The 14545-nt window shown below is 69.0% G+C and carries 14 protein-coding genes; 7 read left to right on the top strand and 7 right to left on the bottom strand.

The window, feature by feature from the left end; all coding sequences use genetic code 11:
- The first annotated feature begins 35 nt into the window (after positions 1–35).
- From VNJ48_RS11090 to VNJ48_RS11080, 3 genes are read left to right on the top strand one after another with little or no spacing between them, the layout of a single operon-like run.
- Positions 36–1133: an ATP-dependent DNA ligase gene (locus VNJ48_RS11090; protein ID WP_325602038.1), complete on the top strand. Its 1098-nt coding sequence runs from the start codon at positions 36–38 to the stop codon at positions 1131–1133.
- Positions 1130–1696, top strand: a complete 567-nt coding sequence (locus tag VNJ48_RS11085) for a hypothetical protein (RefSeq protein WP_325602036.1) — start codon at positions 1130–1132, stop codon at positions 1694–1696. Before VNJ48_RS11090 ends, VNJ48_RS11085 begins: the two co-directional genes overlap by 4 nt.
- A 25-nt stretch (positions 1697–1721) precedes the next feature.
- Positions 1722–4358, top strand: coding sequence for a stealth conserved region 3 domain-containing protein (locus VNJ48_RS11080; RefSeq protein ID WP_325602034.1), 2637 nt, complete (start codon positions 1722–1724; stop codon positions 4356–4358).
- Positions 4359–4374: 16 nt separating this feature from the next.
- On the opposite strand, the gene VNJ48_RS11075 is transcribed toward VNJ48_RS11080, so the two are convergent.
- The 7 genes from VNJ48_RS11075 to VNJ48_RS11045 all read right to left on the bottom strand — a co-directional run bounded on the left by VNJ48_RS11075 (position 4375) and on the right by VNJ48_RS11045 (position 10916).
- Entirely contained in the window at positions 4375–5397 is a 1023-nt protein-coding gene (locus tag VNJ48_RS11075) for a hypothetical protein (protein ID WP_325602033.1), read from the bottom strand.
- Between the two features lie 89 nt (positions 5398–5486).
- Positions 5487–6059, bottom strand: a complete 573-nt coding sequence (locus VNJ48_RS11070; RefSeq protein WP_325602031.1) for a DUF664 domain-containing protein — start codon at positions 6057–6059, stop codon at positions 5487–5489.
- Positions 6056–7195 carry a DNA polymerase domain-containing protein gene (locus tag VNJ48_RS11065; protein WP_325602029.1) on the bottom strand — a complete coding sequence of 380 codons (1140 nt, stop codon included), beginning with the start codon at positions 7193–7195 and terminating at the stop codon, positions 6056–6058. Before VNJ48_RS11065 ends, VNJ48_RS11070 begins: the two co-directional genes overlap by 4 nt.
- Before the next feature lie 26 nt (positions 7196–7221).
- Entirely contained in the window at positions 7222–8232 is a 1011-nt protein-coding gene (locus VNJ48_RS11060) for an NADP-dependent oxidoreductase (RefSeq protein WP_325602027.1), read from the bottom strand.
- Positions 8233–8274: 42 nt separating this feature from the next.
- The gene (locus VNJ48_RS11055; protein WP_325602026.1) at positions 8275–8583 is read right to left on the bottom strand and encodes a hypothetical protein; all 309 of its coding nucleotides are present in this window, start codon (positions 8581–8583) and stop codon (positions 8275–8277) included.
- Positions 8580–9797, bottom strand: coding sequence for an acyl-CoA desaturase (locus VNJ48_RS11050; protein ID WP_325602025.1), 1218 nt, complete (start codon positions 9795–9797; stop codon positions 8580–8582). The genes VNJ48_RS11055 and VNJ48_RS11050 overlap by 4 nt, the downstream gene beginning before the upstream one ends.
- Before the next feature lie 45 nt (positions 9798–9842).
- Positions 9843–10916 (bottom strand): ferredoxin reductase, encoded by a 1074-nt coding sequence (locus VNJ48_RS11045; RefSeq protein ID WP_325602023.1) that lies wholly within the window; start codon positions 10914–10916, stop codon positions 9843–9845.
- Between the two features lie 106 nt (positions 10917–11022).
- Between VNJ48_RS11045 and msrB the strand changes: the two genes are divergently transcribed.
- The 4 genes from msrB to VNJ48_RS11025 all read left to right on the top strand — a co-directional run bounded on the left by msrB (position 11023) and on the right by VNJ48_RS11025 (position 14533).
- A complete protein-coding gene (gene msrB / locus VNJ48_RS11040) occupies positions 11023–11427 on the top strand; it encodes a peptide-methionine (R)-S-oxide reductase MsrB (RefSeq protein WP_325602021.1) in 405 nt (134 codons plus the stop codon).
- 96 nt (positions 11428–11523) lie between these two features.
- Entirely contained in the window at positions 11524–12726 is a 1203-nt protein-coding gene (locus VNJ48_RS11035; protein ID WP_325602019.1) for a nucleotide sugar dehydrogenase, read from the top strand.
- Complete coding sequence (locus tag VNJ48_RS11030) at positions 12723–13505, top strand: glycosyltransferase family 2 protein (protein WP_325602018.1); 783 nt, start codon at positions 12723–12725, stop codon at positions 13503–13505. Before VNJ48_RS11035 ends, VNJ48_RS11030 begins: the two co-directional genes overlap by 4 nt.
- Positions 13502–14533, top strand: coding sequence for an NAD(P)-dependent oxidoreductase (locus VNJ48_RS11025; protein WP_325602015.1), 1032 nt, complete (start codon positions 13502–13504; stop codon positions 14531–14533). Before VNJ48_RS11030 ends, VNJ48_RS11025 begins: the two co-directional genes overlap by 4 nt.
- The last annotated feature ends 12 nt before the right edge of the window (positions 14534–14545 follow it).

Below are 14545 nucleotides of genomic sequence, written 5' to 3'. Positions count from 1 at the left end.
GCCTAGAGCCCCGTCTCAGGACGAGGGTCAACGGTGTGGACCTGCCAGTGATGCCACCCGTCCAGCCGATGCTCGCGAAGTCGGTCAAGACCGTGCCTGCGGGCGGCGGCTACTCGTTCGAGCCGAAGTGGGACGGTTTCCGCTGTCTGGTCTTCCGCGACGGCGACGAGGTTGAGCTGACGAGCCGCAACACCAAGCCACTGACGCGCTACTTCCCGGAGGTCGTGGCCGCGATCAAGGAACAGCTGCCCGAGCGGATCGTGCTGGACGGCGAGCTCTTCGTGGCGATCGGCGAGCGCCTCGAGTTCGAGGTCCTCCAGGAGCGCATCCACCCGGCGCAGAGCCGCGTCACGATGCTGGCGGAGAAGACCCCGGCCGGTTTCGTCGCCTTCGACCTCCTCGCTCTGGGCGACGAGTCCTACCTCGGCCGGCCCTTCCACGAGCGCCGCGCGGCGATGGCCGACGCCCTGGTCGGCCTGACCGGGCCCTGTTTCCTCACCCGCACCACCCTGGACGTCGCCGAGGCCGAGGAGTGGTTCGACGACTTCGAGGGCGCTGGGCTGGACGGCGTCATGGCGAAGCCGGTCGCTGCGGCATACGAGCCCAACGCCCGCACGATGCTGAAGATCAAGCACGAGCGCACGGCAGACGTGGTCGTCGCGGGATATCGGGAGCACAAGACGTCCACGCCCGAGAAGCCGCTGCTCGGCAGCCTCCTCCTCGGGTTGTACGCCGATGGCGAGCTGCAGCACATCGGCGTCAGCGCGAGCTTCACGGCCGCCCGACGGGCCGAGCTCATCGAGGAGCTGCAAATGCTCGTCTGCCCGATCGAGGACCACCCCTGGGGCAAGTGGCAGGAGTTCCTGACCGCCAACCCCGATCGGATCCCTGGGACCCAGAGCCGCTGGAGTGCCGGCAAGGACCTCGGCTTCACCCCGCTGCGCCCCGAGCGGGTGCTGGAGGTGAAGTACGACCACATGGAGGGTCGGCGCTTCCGTCACACCGCACACTTCAAGCGCTGGCGCGACGACCGCGATCCGGAGTCCTGCGGGTATGACCAACTGGAGGAGCCAGTGACCTACGACCTCGCTAGAGTCCTGAGCGGGGCCGACAACCAACAAAGGGGCGAATGAGTTTGACTGACAACATCCACGACGGCGCCGGGACGTACGACGTCGTGCTTCTCGTCGAGGCAGCGATGTCAGCGGGTGACGCGACGCAGGTCCGGTCGCTGCACGAGGACATCTCCGACACGGTCGTCTACCACGTGCTCCTCCCCATCGAGGACGCCTCAGCCCGCATCGAGGCGTCGCTGGGCACCCTGGGGGCAGGCGACGTGATGGCCGCGCCAGCGATGGTGATGAGCGACGTCGATCTCGACGCGGTGCGCGAGGAGTGCCGAGAGCGCTCGCACCGCGACCTGGCCCTCACCCTCCAGGCGATCCACGCGGCGGGCGGCCAGGCTGTGGGCGAGGTGACCTCCGAACCCCCGGTGGACGCGTTGGCGTCCAAGGTGAGCGCGGTCGATGCCCGCGAGGTGATCGTGCTGACCCGCCCCCACCTGGTCGCCGAGTTCTTCCACGTCGACTGGACGTCCCGTGCGCGCCGCAAGATCGGTGTGCCCGTCCTGCACCTGCTCGAGCAGGAGAACTTCGACGAACAGGCCGGTGGCGGCGAAGGCGTCACCGGATTCTGAGCCGGGCCGCACATAGGGTGAGCGGGTGAAACTCGCCCCACGCCTGCGCCGGTCGACCCGAGTGTCGGTGGCGTTCCTCGTCTTCAACCTGGACGGCATGGGCGGCACGTCCCGATCGACCGTCACCCAGGCGAACGCCCTGGCGCGACGGGGCAACGTCGAGGTGCGCCTGGTCTCGGTGACCCGCAGCGCGGCGACGCCCCACTATGCGATCGACCCGGCCGTCGGTGTGCACTACCTCGTCGATGCGCGTGACGAGGACCCGCGCGCGACCCGGCCCTCGCGACTGATACCCGCACGCTGGGACGGGCAGTTCTCCGAGCTGACCGACGACGGTCTCAACGCCCTGAAGTCCCTGGATGTCGATCTGGTGGTCACCGTCACCCCGGCCCTGATGGCGGCTGCCGTCCAGCTTCTCCCCGCAGACACCAAGGTGCTCCACCAGGAGCACCGCAGCTCCGCGGACCGGGTCGGCGGGATGGAGCCGCTGCTCGCATTCGCTCCACGCGTCGCTGCCGTCGCGCTGCTGACCAGGTCGACTGCTGCTTGGCTGGGCTCCGAGCTGGGCTCCGCAGCCCCTGAGATCGTCGTGATGCCCAACCCGCTCCCTGTGACTGAGCAGCCTGCCTCGTCGCTGGACTCCAAGACGATCGTGGCGGCCGGTCGGATCGTGGCGGAGAAGCAGTTCATCCACCTGCTGCGCGCCTTCGAGCAGGTCGCAGCGGACCTACCGGACTGGCGGCTGCGCATCCTCGGCGACGGGCCGCTGCGTGCCGAGCTGGCTGCGCATGCCGCCAAGGTCGGACTGGCCGATCGCGTGGAGCTGCCAGGCGCCGTACCAGACATGGCGCCCGAGTGGGCAGCGGCCGCCATCTGTGCGCTGTCCTCCAAGACCGAGGGCTTCCCGCTCGTCGCGCAGGAAGCGATGTCGGCGGGTGTCCCAGTGGTGACCTACGACTGCCCCTCGGGCCCGCGCGAGCTCGTCGAGCACGGTGTCAGCGGACTCCTCGTGGGCGCTGGCTCCAAGGCGGGCCTCGCTGCCGCGCTCCACGATGTCGCCCGCGACCCGGAGCTGCGCGCGAGGTTGGGCGCCGGGGCCCTCGCCGCCTCACGCCGCTACGACGCCGATGCCATCGCGGCCGAGTGGGAGACGATCTTCAGCCGGCTCTGCGCCGACCAACGCACCCCGGCAGCGGCCTCTGGCCCCTTCACCCGCGACAGCATGCCGCTCGCGGTGCCACCCATCACTCCGCGCGAGGCGCGGCAGGAGGCCCTGTCCCTGGCGATCGCTGCAGCCGATGCTGCTGGTCCCGGTTGGTTCGTCATCCCGACGCACGACAACCCTGCGCCGACGGTCGTCGTGCCCGCGGCCCATCGCCCGGCCGTCCTGGCCGGGCTGGCCGACGTGCCCGACCACTTCTCGCTGCTCGACCCCGGCGATCGCGGTTGGCCCGTACGCCGCCTGCCTGCTCGGAGCCTCGTCGAGGCACTCCACGGCGCAGCCCCCAACCGCGTCGTCCTGGAGCCGTGGCCGCGCAGCCAGGGCGTGCGGTCGGTGCTGGGCGAGGACGCCGGCGTCGAGATCGAGTTCTGGGACCGGCTGCCGGACGGCACCCTCGTGCCACCGCGACCCAACCGATGGGTGCGGACGGTGCCTCCCGGCACCCAGGCGACCGAGGTCACCGTCGCGGACGTCAAGGTGCCCACGCTGGAGCTGATGGCTGCGCCGACCCCCTTCGACGTGACCTTCCCGGTCGATGCCGTCTACACCTGGGTGGACGGCGACGACCCCGGCTGGAACGCCGCGCGTGCTGCTCGCGAGGACGCCGACACGCGCCGGGAAGTCGCCGGCCGGGCGCGGTTCCGGAGCCGTGACGAGCTGCGCTACTCCTTGCGGAGCCTGCACCTCTTCGCCCCCTGGGTGCGCCACATCCACATCGTCACCGCCGGTCAGCGCCCGTCCTGGCTGGCCGACCACCCGGGCATCACCCTCGTTGACCACCGCGACATCCTGCCGCCCGACGCGCTCCCGACCTTCAACTCGCAGGCCATCGAGACCGCGTTGCACAAGATCCCGGGCCTGGCCGAGCACTTCATCTATGTCAACGACGACGTCTTCCTCGCCCGGCCGAGCCGACCCGAGCGGTTCTTCTCGCCGGGAGGTGCTGCCGCGGCGTTCGTCGGGGAGGCTCCGATCGGTCTACCCGGCACCTCCGACAAACCGTTCCTGCAGGCAGCGCTCAACAACCGGGCCCTGCTCGAGGACGCCTTCGGGGTGCAGATCACCCAGGTGATGGCGCACTCCCCGCACCCGCAGCGGGTCTCGGTCCTGGCCGAGATCGAGACGCGCTTCCCCGACGCCGTCGCGCGGACCGCCCGGGCACCCTTCCGCAGCGAGACCGACGTGTCGCTGCTGTCGAGCCTGGCCCAGCACTACGGGCTGCTCACCGGCACGGCCTTCCCCGCCACCGCCAAGCAGGCGTTCGTCGACCTGAGCAACGCGCGGGTCGAACGCCAGCTCAAGCAGCTGCGCGCCCGCGACCACGACTTCTTCTGCGTCGGCGACCACCATGAGTTCGCTGTCGACGCGGCCGCTGTGGACGCGATGCTGGCCGGATTCCTGGCCGACTACTTCCCGCTACCGGCGCCCTGGGAGCACTGAGCTCGACGACGCCGACTCACCGCCGGAAGAAGCCCGGCTTCCCACGCGCGGTGAGCTCCGCCTTCACCTCGTCGAGCTCACGGCGCAGCTCCTCGAGCTGGGCGTCCTTCTTGCGTCGGACGTCGCGGCGGCCCGCAGTGACACGAGCGGTCGTGGCGTCCATGGCGATTGCCTCGGAGAAGTCGAACAGCTCGCCGTACTCCCGCTCCAGGCCGGCCAGCTCCTCGATCGCGGCGGCATCGGCCGGGTCGTCGACCAGCGCGTTGATCGCCTGCCACGTCTGCTCGGCGATCTCCCGAAGGTGCGGCGGCACTGCGATGTCGTCCCAGGTGATCGCGGAGCGGTTGAGCCCGGCGTCGATGAAATCGTCGACGGCGTGCGGTTCGCGCGTGCTCAGGTCGGCGTTGTAGCGGATCTGAGTCTGCTCGCCTGCCCGGTGGAGAGCCGTGCGCCAGTCGGCCAGCAGGTCGGCATACCGCACGAAGGCTCGCGGCAGCGACCGCGTGGAGCGCTCGGTCTCGAAGGCTGCGTTGACCCAGGCCGCGACGTTGGCCGTCTCGCGCTGACGGCGGAAGGTCGGCGTCTGCTCGGTGAGGTATGCCGAATCACGCGACCGCACCACTTCGGTGGGGTGCCGCAGCATCGTCAGGGTGCTCACGTCGGCGCCGAGCTCTGCCGCGACTCGCGTCCACACCGGAAGTATCCAGAACGCGCGCGGGTCCTTCACCAGGATCTGCTCGGCCTCGAGCTGACCGGACAGCCAGTCTCGGAGCTCCGCCTCGACCTCAGGCCGACCCCCTGCCTCGGCCGCGATCGACCCCGCGTCGGGGCGGGTGTCGATGGTGCGCACCGGCACCGGGTTGAGCACGCGCTTGTGGAACTCGGTGACCCACTCCGGCTCGTAGTAGCCGCGCGGGTTCTTCTCGTCGGCGGGGACCTCCGGCTGGGGCACGTGCAGTCCCAGCCGCTTCAGCGCCCCGGCGACGCTCGACGTGCCGGACCGGCCGGAGCCGGTGACGAGAAGCAGGTGGGGATTCACGCAGGCGAGGCTAGTGGATCGACGGCCCCACCCGTGACCGTGCTGGATCGTCCCCCGCATACCGCCGAGGATCCAGCACTGGGTGGCGCTCAGTCAGGCAGACCGCTCGGCTCAGCGAGTTCAGCAACAATGTCGAGGTGCCCGGCATGGCGGGCGTAGTCAGCCAGCACGTGAAAGCAGATCCACTCGAGCGTCGGCGGGTCCTCGGCGAAGCGACCACCAGGCGCGGCCGTCGCGTCTAGCCGGAACTGCCGGAGTATGCCGCGGGTGCGAGCGCCGACCGCATCGAGCCGACCCGCCAACGACTCGGCCGTCAGGTCCTCGGCGACCACCCACCGGGCGGCCGGGCGGGTCTCGTCCGAGTCGTCGGACAACCACGGCTCGTTGGTGTTCCAGTCGCCCCACGGCTCGTCGACCTGCTCGCCGAGGAAGCCCCAGACGAACCAACGCTGCTCCATGTGCAGCACGTGGCTGAGCAGCTCCAGCGGCGTCCAGCCCGACGGCACCAGCGAGGTGCGCTGGTCGACGTACGACAGAGCAAGGACCTGGGTCGCGAGGTCACCGCGGACCCAGTCCAGGTATCCCGCCCACCGCTCGGCACCGACCGGTCCGCCCTTGGGCGGCTCTTTGGTGAAGCGTGCGACGCGCTGGTCCTCGCTCACGTGCCCTCGACCCGGTTGCCGTCGGGTCCTCCGGTCGGGCGCGGTCGCTCGCTCGTTCCTCGCTCGACTCTGTTGCCCTCCGGGTCCCAGTGGGCGGCGACCTTCTTCGACGGCTGGACCCGAGGCGGCTCCCCGGGCATCTTCGGGTGGTCCGGTGGGTAGTTGAGCTCGACGGGGTGCTCCTCCCACAGGTCGAGCAGCGGCTGGAGGGAGTGCGCGACGTCGTCGATCGCCGCCCAGGGGTCCCCGTCAGCCAGTCGCTCGGGCACCGTGAAGAGGTTGAACCCCGCGGGCGACGGCAGCGAGGCCAGCTCGTCCCACGTCACCGGCGTGGACACCGGGGCGCCGGGGAGGGGTCGCAGCGAGTATGCCGACGCGATGGTCCGGTCGCGGGTGTTCTGGTTGTAGTCCACGAAGATCCGGCTCCCCCGCTCCTCCTTCCACCACGCGGTGGTGACACCGGAGTCGCGCTTCTCCAGCTCACGGCCGAAGGCGATGGCCGCGTGGCGTACGTCCGCGAACTCCCAGTCAGGAGAGATCCGCACATAGATGTGGATGCCCCGGTTGCCGGACGTCTTCGCATATCCGGTCATCCCCAGGTCGGCCAGCAGCTCGTGGGCGACCCCTGCGACCCGCACCGCGTCGGAGAACCCCGTCCCCGGCTGCGGGTCGAGGTCGATGCGCAGCTCGTCGGGGTGGTCCACGTCGTCACGGCGGACCGGCCAGGGGTGGAAGGTCAGGGTCCCCATGTGGGCACACCAGACGGGCACCGCGATCTCGGTCGGGCAGATCTCGTCGGCGACGCGGCCCGACGGGAAGGTGATCTGGACCGACTCGAGGTAGTCGGGCGCGCCCTTGGGCACCCGCTTCTGATAGAACGCCTCGGCGTCCTTGTCGGCCGGCCCGGTCGCGAGCTTGAACCCTTCGCGGACGCCAGAGGTCCATCGCTCGAGGGCCGTGGGCCGGTCTCGGAGGGCGCGCATGAGCCCGTCCTCGACCGAGGCGAAGTACTCCGCCACCATCAGCTTGGTGACCTCGGGCGACGAGCCGGTGGCCTCGTAGATCACCCGGTCCGGCGAGGAGACACGGACCTCCCGCTCGCCCGCCCGGACCATCGCCGCCTTCGCTGCTGCCATGGCCCCAACCTAACCGAGCGCGGCTCTCAGACCTTGATGACCAACTTGCCGAAGTTGTCCCCGCGCAGCATCCCGGCGAAGGCTGCCGGCGCGTTCTCGAGGCCCTCGACGATGTCCTCGAGGTAGCGCACTCGCCCGTCGGCGAGCCAGGCACCCATGTCGCGGACGAAGTCGCGCCCGTGGCTACGGGTGAACTCGTCCTGGATGAAGCCGCGGACGGTCAGGCTCTTGGTGAGCACCTGTCCCAGGAATCCCGCGAGCTGGTCGGGCCCAACCGGTTGCGAGGTGAGGTTGTAGTTGGCGACCAGTCCGCAGACCGGCATCCGGGCGCGGTTGTTGAGCTGGCGGCGTACGCCGTCGAAGACGTGACCACCGACGTTCTCGAAGTAGACGTCGATCCCGTCGGGGGTCGCGGCCTTCAGCTGGTCGACGAAGTCGGGGGCGCGATGATCGACCGCGGCGTCGAAGCCGAACTGCTCGGTGAGCGCGCGCACCTTGTCGGGACCACCCGCGATGCCGACGGCGCGGGCGCCCTTGATGCGGGCGATCTGCCCCACCGCGCTGCCGACCGGACCGGTGGCAGCCGCCACGACGACGGTCTCCCCCTCCTGCGGGCGCCCGATCTCCAGCAGCCCGGCGTAGGCCGTGAAGCCCGGCATCCCGAGCACACCGAGGGCGGTGGTGACCGGCGCGAGGGACGGGTCCAGCTTGCGGACCTGGGATCCCTCAGCGATCGCAGCGGACTGCCACCCCGAGTAGGACAGGACGACGTCACCGGGGGCGAGACCCTCGAAGCGGGACTCGACCACTTCGCCGACGGTCCCGCCCACCATCACGGCGCCGATCTCGACCGGGTCGGCGTAGGACTTCGCCGCGCTCAGCCGCCCGCGCATGTAGGGGTCCAGGGACAGGTAGCGGATCGCCAGCGCCACCTGACCGTCCTGGAGGTCGGGCAGGGGCTGGATGTGCGTGGTGAAGGTGCTGGCGTCGGGCTCACCGACGGGTCGCTGGGCGAGGCAGATCTGGGTGCTGTCCATTCCGACAGCGTGCCAGTCGGCGGGTACGGCGAGGAGCCGGGGTCACAGGGTGGAGTTGGGCTCGAACCTCGGTGACTGGTCGACGTCCTCGCGGTCCGGGCGGATGAAGTCGAAGCCCGCCGTCGCAACGATCACCTGGCCGTCCACACGCACGTCCTCGGCACACGACAGGTGCATCGGCGGCTGGTGGAACTGGTTGCGGTCACGCTCGGTGACCGAGCCGACGAAGGCGATCGGCCGACCCAGGCCGCCCTCGCACACCCCGCAGATCCTCGACAGGGCGCACTGGGTCACCCAGGCGCGCGTGGGCTCCCGGAGTGCGGTCGCGCCGCTGCGCAGGTCCTCCTTCATGCCGTCGCTCTCGACCAGCCACCGGTCTCCTGCCGGCGGTTGGGACGTTCGGCGTCCGTACGGCGACGCCTTGCCAACGGCGCGTCGTCGCGAGGAGGCGAAGGCGGCTCGGGCTGGTCGGAGGAGGTGAACTTGTTGGGTAGCGACAGCTTCATGATCGTGCGCAGCACCTGGCCGTACTGCTTGTAGAGCGGCCCGGTCGTGTAGGGGATGTCGTACTTCGCCGCGAGCTCACGCACGCGCACCGACATGTCGGCATAGCGGTTGGAGGGCAGGTCGGGGAACAGGTGGTGCTCGATCTGGTAGCCGAGCTGGCCGCTCATGATGTGCAGCAGCTTGCCGCCCTCGAAGTTGGCCGAGCCGAGCATCTGGCGCAGGTACCACTCCGCGCGCGTCTCGTCCTCCAGCTCCTCCTCGGTGAAGTGCAGCGCCCCGTCGGGGAAGTGGCCGCAGAAGATGATCATGTACGCCCACAGGTTGCGCGCGAGGTTGGCGCTGGCGTTGGCGGTCATCGTCGGCACGACGTTGGCCGGACCCGTCACAGCCGTGAGCAGCGGGAAGAAGACGTAGTCCTTGCCGATCTGTCGACTGATCTTGCGCTTGATCTGGCGCAGCTGCTTGGCGAGGACCTTCGGGTCCTTCTCGCGCTTGCGGATCGCCTCGAGGTCGAGGTCGTGCAGCGCGACGCCCCACTGGAACAGGCTGGCCAGGAGGGCGTTGTAGACCGGCTGCCCGAGGTTGACCGGGTGCCACTTCTGGTCGCGCGACATCCGCAGGATGCCGTAGCCGATGTCGTTGTCGTGGCCCAGCACGTTGGTGAACTGGTGGTGGATGTAGTTGTGGCTGTGCTTCCACTGCTCAGCCGGCTGCGCGGTGTCCCACTCCCACGTCGAGGAGTGGATCTCGGGATCGTTCATCCAGTCCCACTGGCCGTGCATGACGTTGTGACCGATCTCCATGTTCTCCAGGATCTTGGCGATGCCCAGCATGGTCGCACCGGCGATCCAGGCTTCCTTGCGACGACTGGCGAACAGTGTCACCCGGCCAGCGGCCGCGAGGCCGCGCTGGATCTTGATCATCCGGTTGATGTAAGCCGCGTCGGCCTCACCGCGAGACTCCTCGATCTCCTTGCGGAGCGCGTCGAGCTCGCGTCCGAACTGGTCGACCTCCTCGGGGGTGAGGTGCGTGTATTCCTTGACGTCACTGATGGCCATGAAACTGTCCCTTCTCGGGTGGTGGTGGTCGAGCCTCCGGGGCTCTCAGATGTCGAGCGTGCACTCGCCCACGGGGACGGTCACGCAGGTCTGCACCCGGTCGTTGGCGTCGGAGTACTCGTCGCCGTTGCGCAGGTCGCGGACGGTGCCGCTGACCAGGGTGAGCGTGCAGGTGTGGCACATGCCCATCCGGCAGCCGTAGGGCATCCCGACGCCTGCCTGCTCGCCGGCCTCGAGGACCGTCGTGGCTCCGTCGACCTCGATGGTCTTGCCTGAGTTGATGAAGGTGAGTGTGCCGCCCTCGCCGCCGTCACCGTCCAGGTCGAGCGAGAACCGCTCCACGTGCAGGTGCTCGACGACGCCGGCCTTCTCGAAGTGCTCGGTGATGGCGTCCAGCATCGGCGCCGGACCGCAGGCCCAGGTCTCGCGCTGACGCCAGTCGGGGCAGATCGAGTCGAGGTCGGCCAGGTCGAGCAGCCCGTCGTGGTCGGTGTGCAGCGTGTGCAGCGTGAGCCCGTCGTTCTTGGCGGCCAACTCGGTGAGCTCGTCGCGGAAGATCATCCGCTCCGGAGTCGTCGAGGAGTAGTGCAGGACGACGTCCGGCATCGTCCCGCGCCGGTCCAGGGTGCGGAGCATCGACATGACGGGGGTGATGCCCGATCCGCCGACGAGGCAGAGCATCGTGGCCGGGGGCGGACTTGGGAGCACGAAGTCACCAGCGGGCAGGGCGAGCCTCACGATGGAGCCGGGCTCGAGGCCCTCGACGAGGTGCTTGGAGAGGAACCCCTCCGGCATCGCCCGGACCGTGATGGCGATGGTGCGGCCCTGCCGCCTCGGCGGCGACGACAGTGAGTAGGAGCGCCAGTGGAACTTGCCGTCGACCTCGATGCCGATGCCGACGTACTGCCCCGGCTTGTGGTCGAAGCTCCACCCCCAGCCCGGGCGGATCACCACGGTGGCGGCGTCCTCGGTTTCGGGGATGACCTTCTCGATCCGTCCGCGCAGCTCGCGCGCGGTCCAGAGCGGGTGCAGCAGCCTCAGGTAGTCGTCAGGCTGGAGAGGGGTGGTGAGACCTGAACCCGCCTTGCGGGCCCAGGACAGACGATCGATGGCTGCCACGGTCAAGCTCCTCACTGTCGAGGCTCAGTGAACAACTGTCCACTCATCCGCGTCAAGAGCCTGTGTCGCTCGCCTCACCCAGCCGGGTGGCAAGTAGCGTGGTGTCATGGGCTACCAGGTGGAGAAGACCGACGACGAGTGGCGCGCTGAGCTGAGCGCGGAGGAATACGCCGTGCTTCGCCGAGCCGGCACCGAGGCTGCCTTCGTCGGCGCCTACACCGACACTGAGACCGAAGGCACCTACGCGTGCAAGGCGTGCGGCCACGAGCTGTTCACCAGCTCCACGAAGTTCCACTCCGGGTGCGGCTGGCCGAGCTTCTACGAGCCCATGACGGACACGGTCGAATACATCAAGGACGTCTCCCACGGCATGGACCGCGTCGAGGTGCGTTGCGCGAACTGCGGCTCCCACCTCGGGCACGTGTTTCCCGACGGCCACGGCACGCCCACCGGCGACCGCTACTGCATCAACTCGATCAGTCTCACCCTCCGCCCGGCCGAGCAGCAGTAGGCACCAGCGGGCGGGGTGGATCGACACTGCCGTCTGCGCACGGGGCGCACGACCTATAGGTTGAGGCCAGAACGTCGACCTCAGGAGGACTCGCCCTTGTCTGGCGCGCAATACGACCACGACGTGGTCGTGGTGGGTGGCTGCGGTCACGTCGGCCTCCCGCTGGCCATCGCCCTGGCCTCGCGTGGTCTCCGCGTCGCCATCCAGGACATCGACGCTGACGCCGTCGAGCTGGTTCTCAGCGGGACCCTGCCCTTCATGGAGGACAGCGCCGAGCCGGTGCTCCAGCGGGCCCTGGCCGACGGCCTGCTCACCGCCACGACCGACCCCGACGTGCTCGGGCGCAGCGAGGCTGTCGTCGTGGTGATCGGCACACCCGTCGACGAGCACCTCAACCCTGACCCGCACGCGGTGACCAAGGCGCTGCGCGAGTCCCTGGGCTCCTTCCGTGACGGCCAGCTGGTCGTCCTCCGCAGCACCGTCTATCCGGGCGTCACCAAGCACATCGAAAACCTCTTCGAGGAGGCGGGACTCGCCGTCGACGTCGCCTTCTGCCCCGAGCGGATCGCCGAGGGTCGAGCGATGGAGGAGCTGTTCTCGCTCCCGCAGATCGTGTCCGCCCGCACCCAGCATGCGCGCGACCGCGCGGCCAAGCTGTTCGGCAGCCTCACGGCGAGCATCGTGGAGCTCGAGCCCGAAGAGGCCGAGCTGGCGAAGCTCTTCACCAACAACTGGCGCTACATCAAGTTCGCTGCCGCCAACCAGTTCTACCGGATGGCCAACGACCACGGGCTCGACTACGACCGCATCCGCAACGCGCTGGCGCACGACTACCCCCGCGCTGCCGACATGCCCGGCGCCGGCTTCGCCGCCGGACCGTGCCTGTTCAAGGACACGATGCAGCTCGCTGCCTTCACCGACAACTCCTACGTCCTGGGTCACTCCGCCATGCTGGTCAACGAGGGCCTCCCGCTCTATCTGGTCACCCGGATGGAGCAGGCCCACGACCTGCCACGGCTCCGCGTCGGCATCCTCGGGATGGCCTTCAAGGCCGAGAGCGACGACATCCGGTCGAGCCTGTCCTACAAGCTCAAGCGGATCCTCGAGTTCCGCTCGGGCGGGGTGCTCTGCACCGACCCCTACGTCACGGTCGACGACAACCTGATGCCGCTCGAGGACGTGCTCGAGCAGGCCGACATCCTCGTCATCGGAGCACCGCACCGGGCATACGCCGACCTGGTGATCGACAAGCCCGTCGTGGACGTCTGGAACCTCCTCGGCAACGGAACGACCGTATGACCCTGGGCGTCTCGGTGGTGATCCCCGCCTACAACGAGGGCGACGGCATCGTCGCCGTGCTGGACCGGCTCTTCCCCGCCGTCGAGTCGACCCTCGAGGTGCTCGTGGTGGTGGACTTCCCGGAGGACTCCACGGTGCCGGTGGTCCGGGCCCACCCGAAGTTCGGCGAGGGTCTGCAGCTGTTGGTCAACACCTACGGCCGCGGTCCGGCCCATGCCATCCGCTACGGCATCGACCGTGCCAGCCATGACGTCGTCGTCGTCACGATGGCCGACGGGTCCGACGACCCTCGTCAGATCGATCCGCTGGCCCGACTCGTGGAACGAGGCGTGGTCGTCGCCGCCGCCTCGCGCTACTCATCCGGCGGTCAGCAGGTCGGCGGCCCGCTGCTCAAGGGCCTGATCTCCTACAGCGCCGGCCGTTCGCTGGGCCTGCTGGCCCGCGTCGGCACGCAGGACGCCACCAACAGCTTCAAGGCCTACTCGACCGAGTTCGTCCGTGAGGTCGGCATCCACAGCACCAGCGGCTTCGAGATCGGGCTGGAGCTGACCGCCAAGGCCCGACGCCTGCGTCGGCCGGTGGCCGAGCTGCCCACCATCTGGCTCGACCGCACCATCGGCGACTCCAACTTCGACATGCGCGCGTGGATACCCAAATATCTCCGGTGGTACAGGTTCGCCTTCGGCCGGGCTCTGAGCCTGGAAGACGTCTCGACCCAGGCCGCGCGCATCGCCACCCTCAACCAACGCTCCGCCACGAAGAACGGGAAGTCATCGTGACCCAGGAACAGAAGGTCCTCGTCTCAGGCTCGGCAGGATTCATCGGCGGCTACGTCGTCGAGGAGCTCCTCCAGCGCGGCTACACGGTCGTCGGGATCGACAACTACTCCAAGTACGGCAAGGTGGAGAAGTCCTACGACAACCACCCCAACTACCACTTCCACGAGGACGACTGCCGCAACGTGGACGTGATGAAGAAGCTGCTGGCCGACTGCGACCACTTCGTCGCCGGCGCAGCCCTCATCGGTGGCATCTCCTACTTCCACGCCTACGCCTACGACCTGTTGGCGCAGAACGAGCGGATCATGGCCTCGCAGTGCGACGCCGCCATCGAGGCGTTCCAGCACGGCAAGCTGAAGAAGGTCACCTACCTGTCGAGCTCGATGGTCTTCGAATCCACCCAGACGTGGCCCTCCAAGGAGGGCGACGAGCGCAAGATCCCGCCGCCGCTGTCGTCGTACGGCTTCCAGAAGCTCGCCGTCGAGTACTTCGCCAAGGCCGCCTTCGACCAGTACAAGCTGCCCTACACGATCGTGCGTCCCTTCAACTGCGTCGGCGTCGGCGAGGGCCGGGCGCTCGGTGACGTCGAGGTGTCCTCGGGCAACGTCAAGCTCGCGATGAGCCACGTCGTGCCCGACCTGGTCCAGAAGGTCGTCAAGGGCCAGGACCCGCTGCACATCCTCGGCGAGGGCAACCAGGTCCGCCACTACACCTATGGCGGCGACCTCGCCAAGGGGATCGTGGAGTGCATGAGCCAGGAGGCGGCCTACAACGAGGACTTCAACATCTCCACCCCCGAGTCCACGACCGTCCGCGAGCTCGCCGAGGTCATCTGGCGCAAGATCAAGGGCGACGCCCCCTTCAGCCTGGTCAGTGACGAGGCCTACGAGTACGACGTGCAGAAGCGGGTGCCTGACGTGCAGAAGGCCAAGGACGTGCTGGGCTTCGAGTGCACCACCACGCTCGACGTCATGCTCGACGAGGTCATCCCGTGGGTGACCCAGGCTGTCTCGGACGGCCGTCTGTGACCGCGGCTCACT

It is taken from the genome of Nocardioides sp., from assembly GCF_035576065.1.
In the GTDB taxonomy this organism is placed as follows: domain Bacteria; phylum Actinomycetota; class Actinomycetes; order Propionibacteriales; family Nocardioidaceae; genus Nocardioides.
Note: the sequence above shows the minus strand (reverse complement) of the source record. Positions and strands in the feature narration are given on the sequence as shown.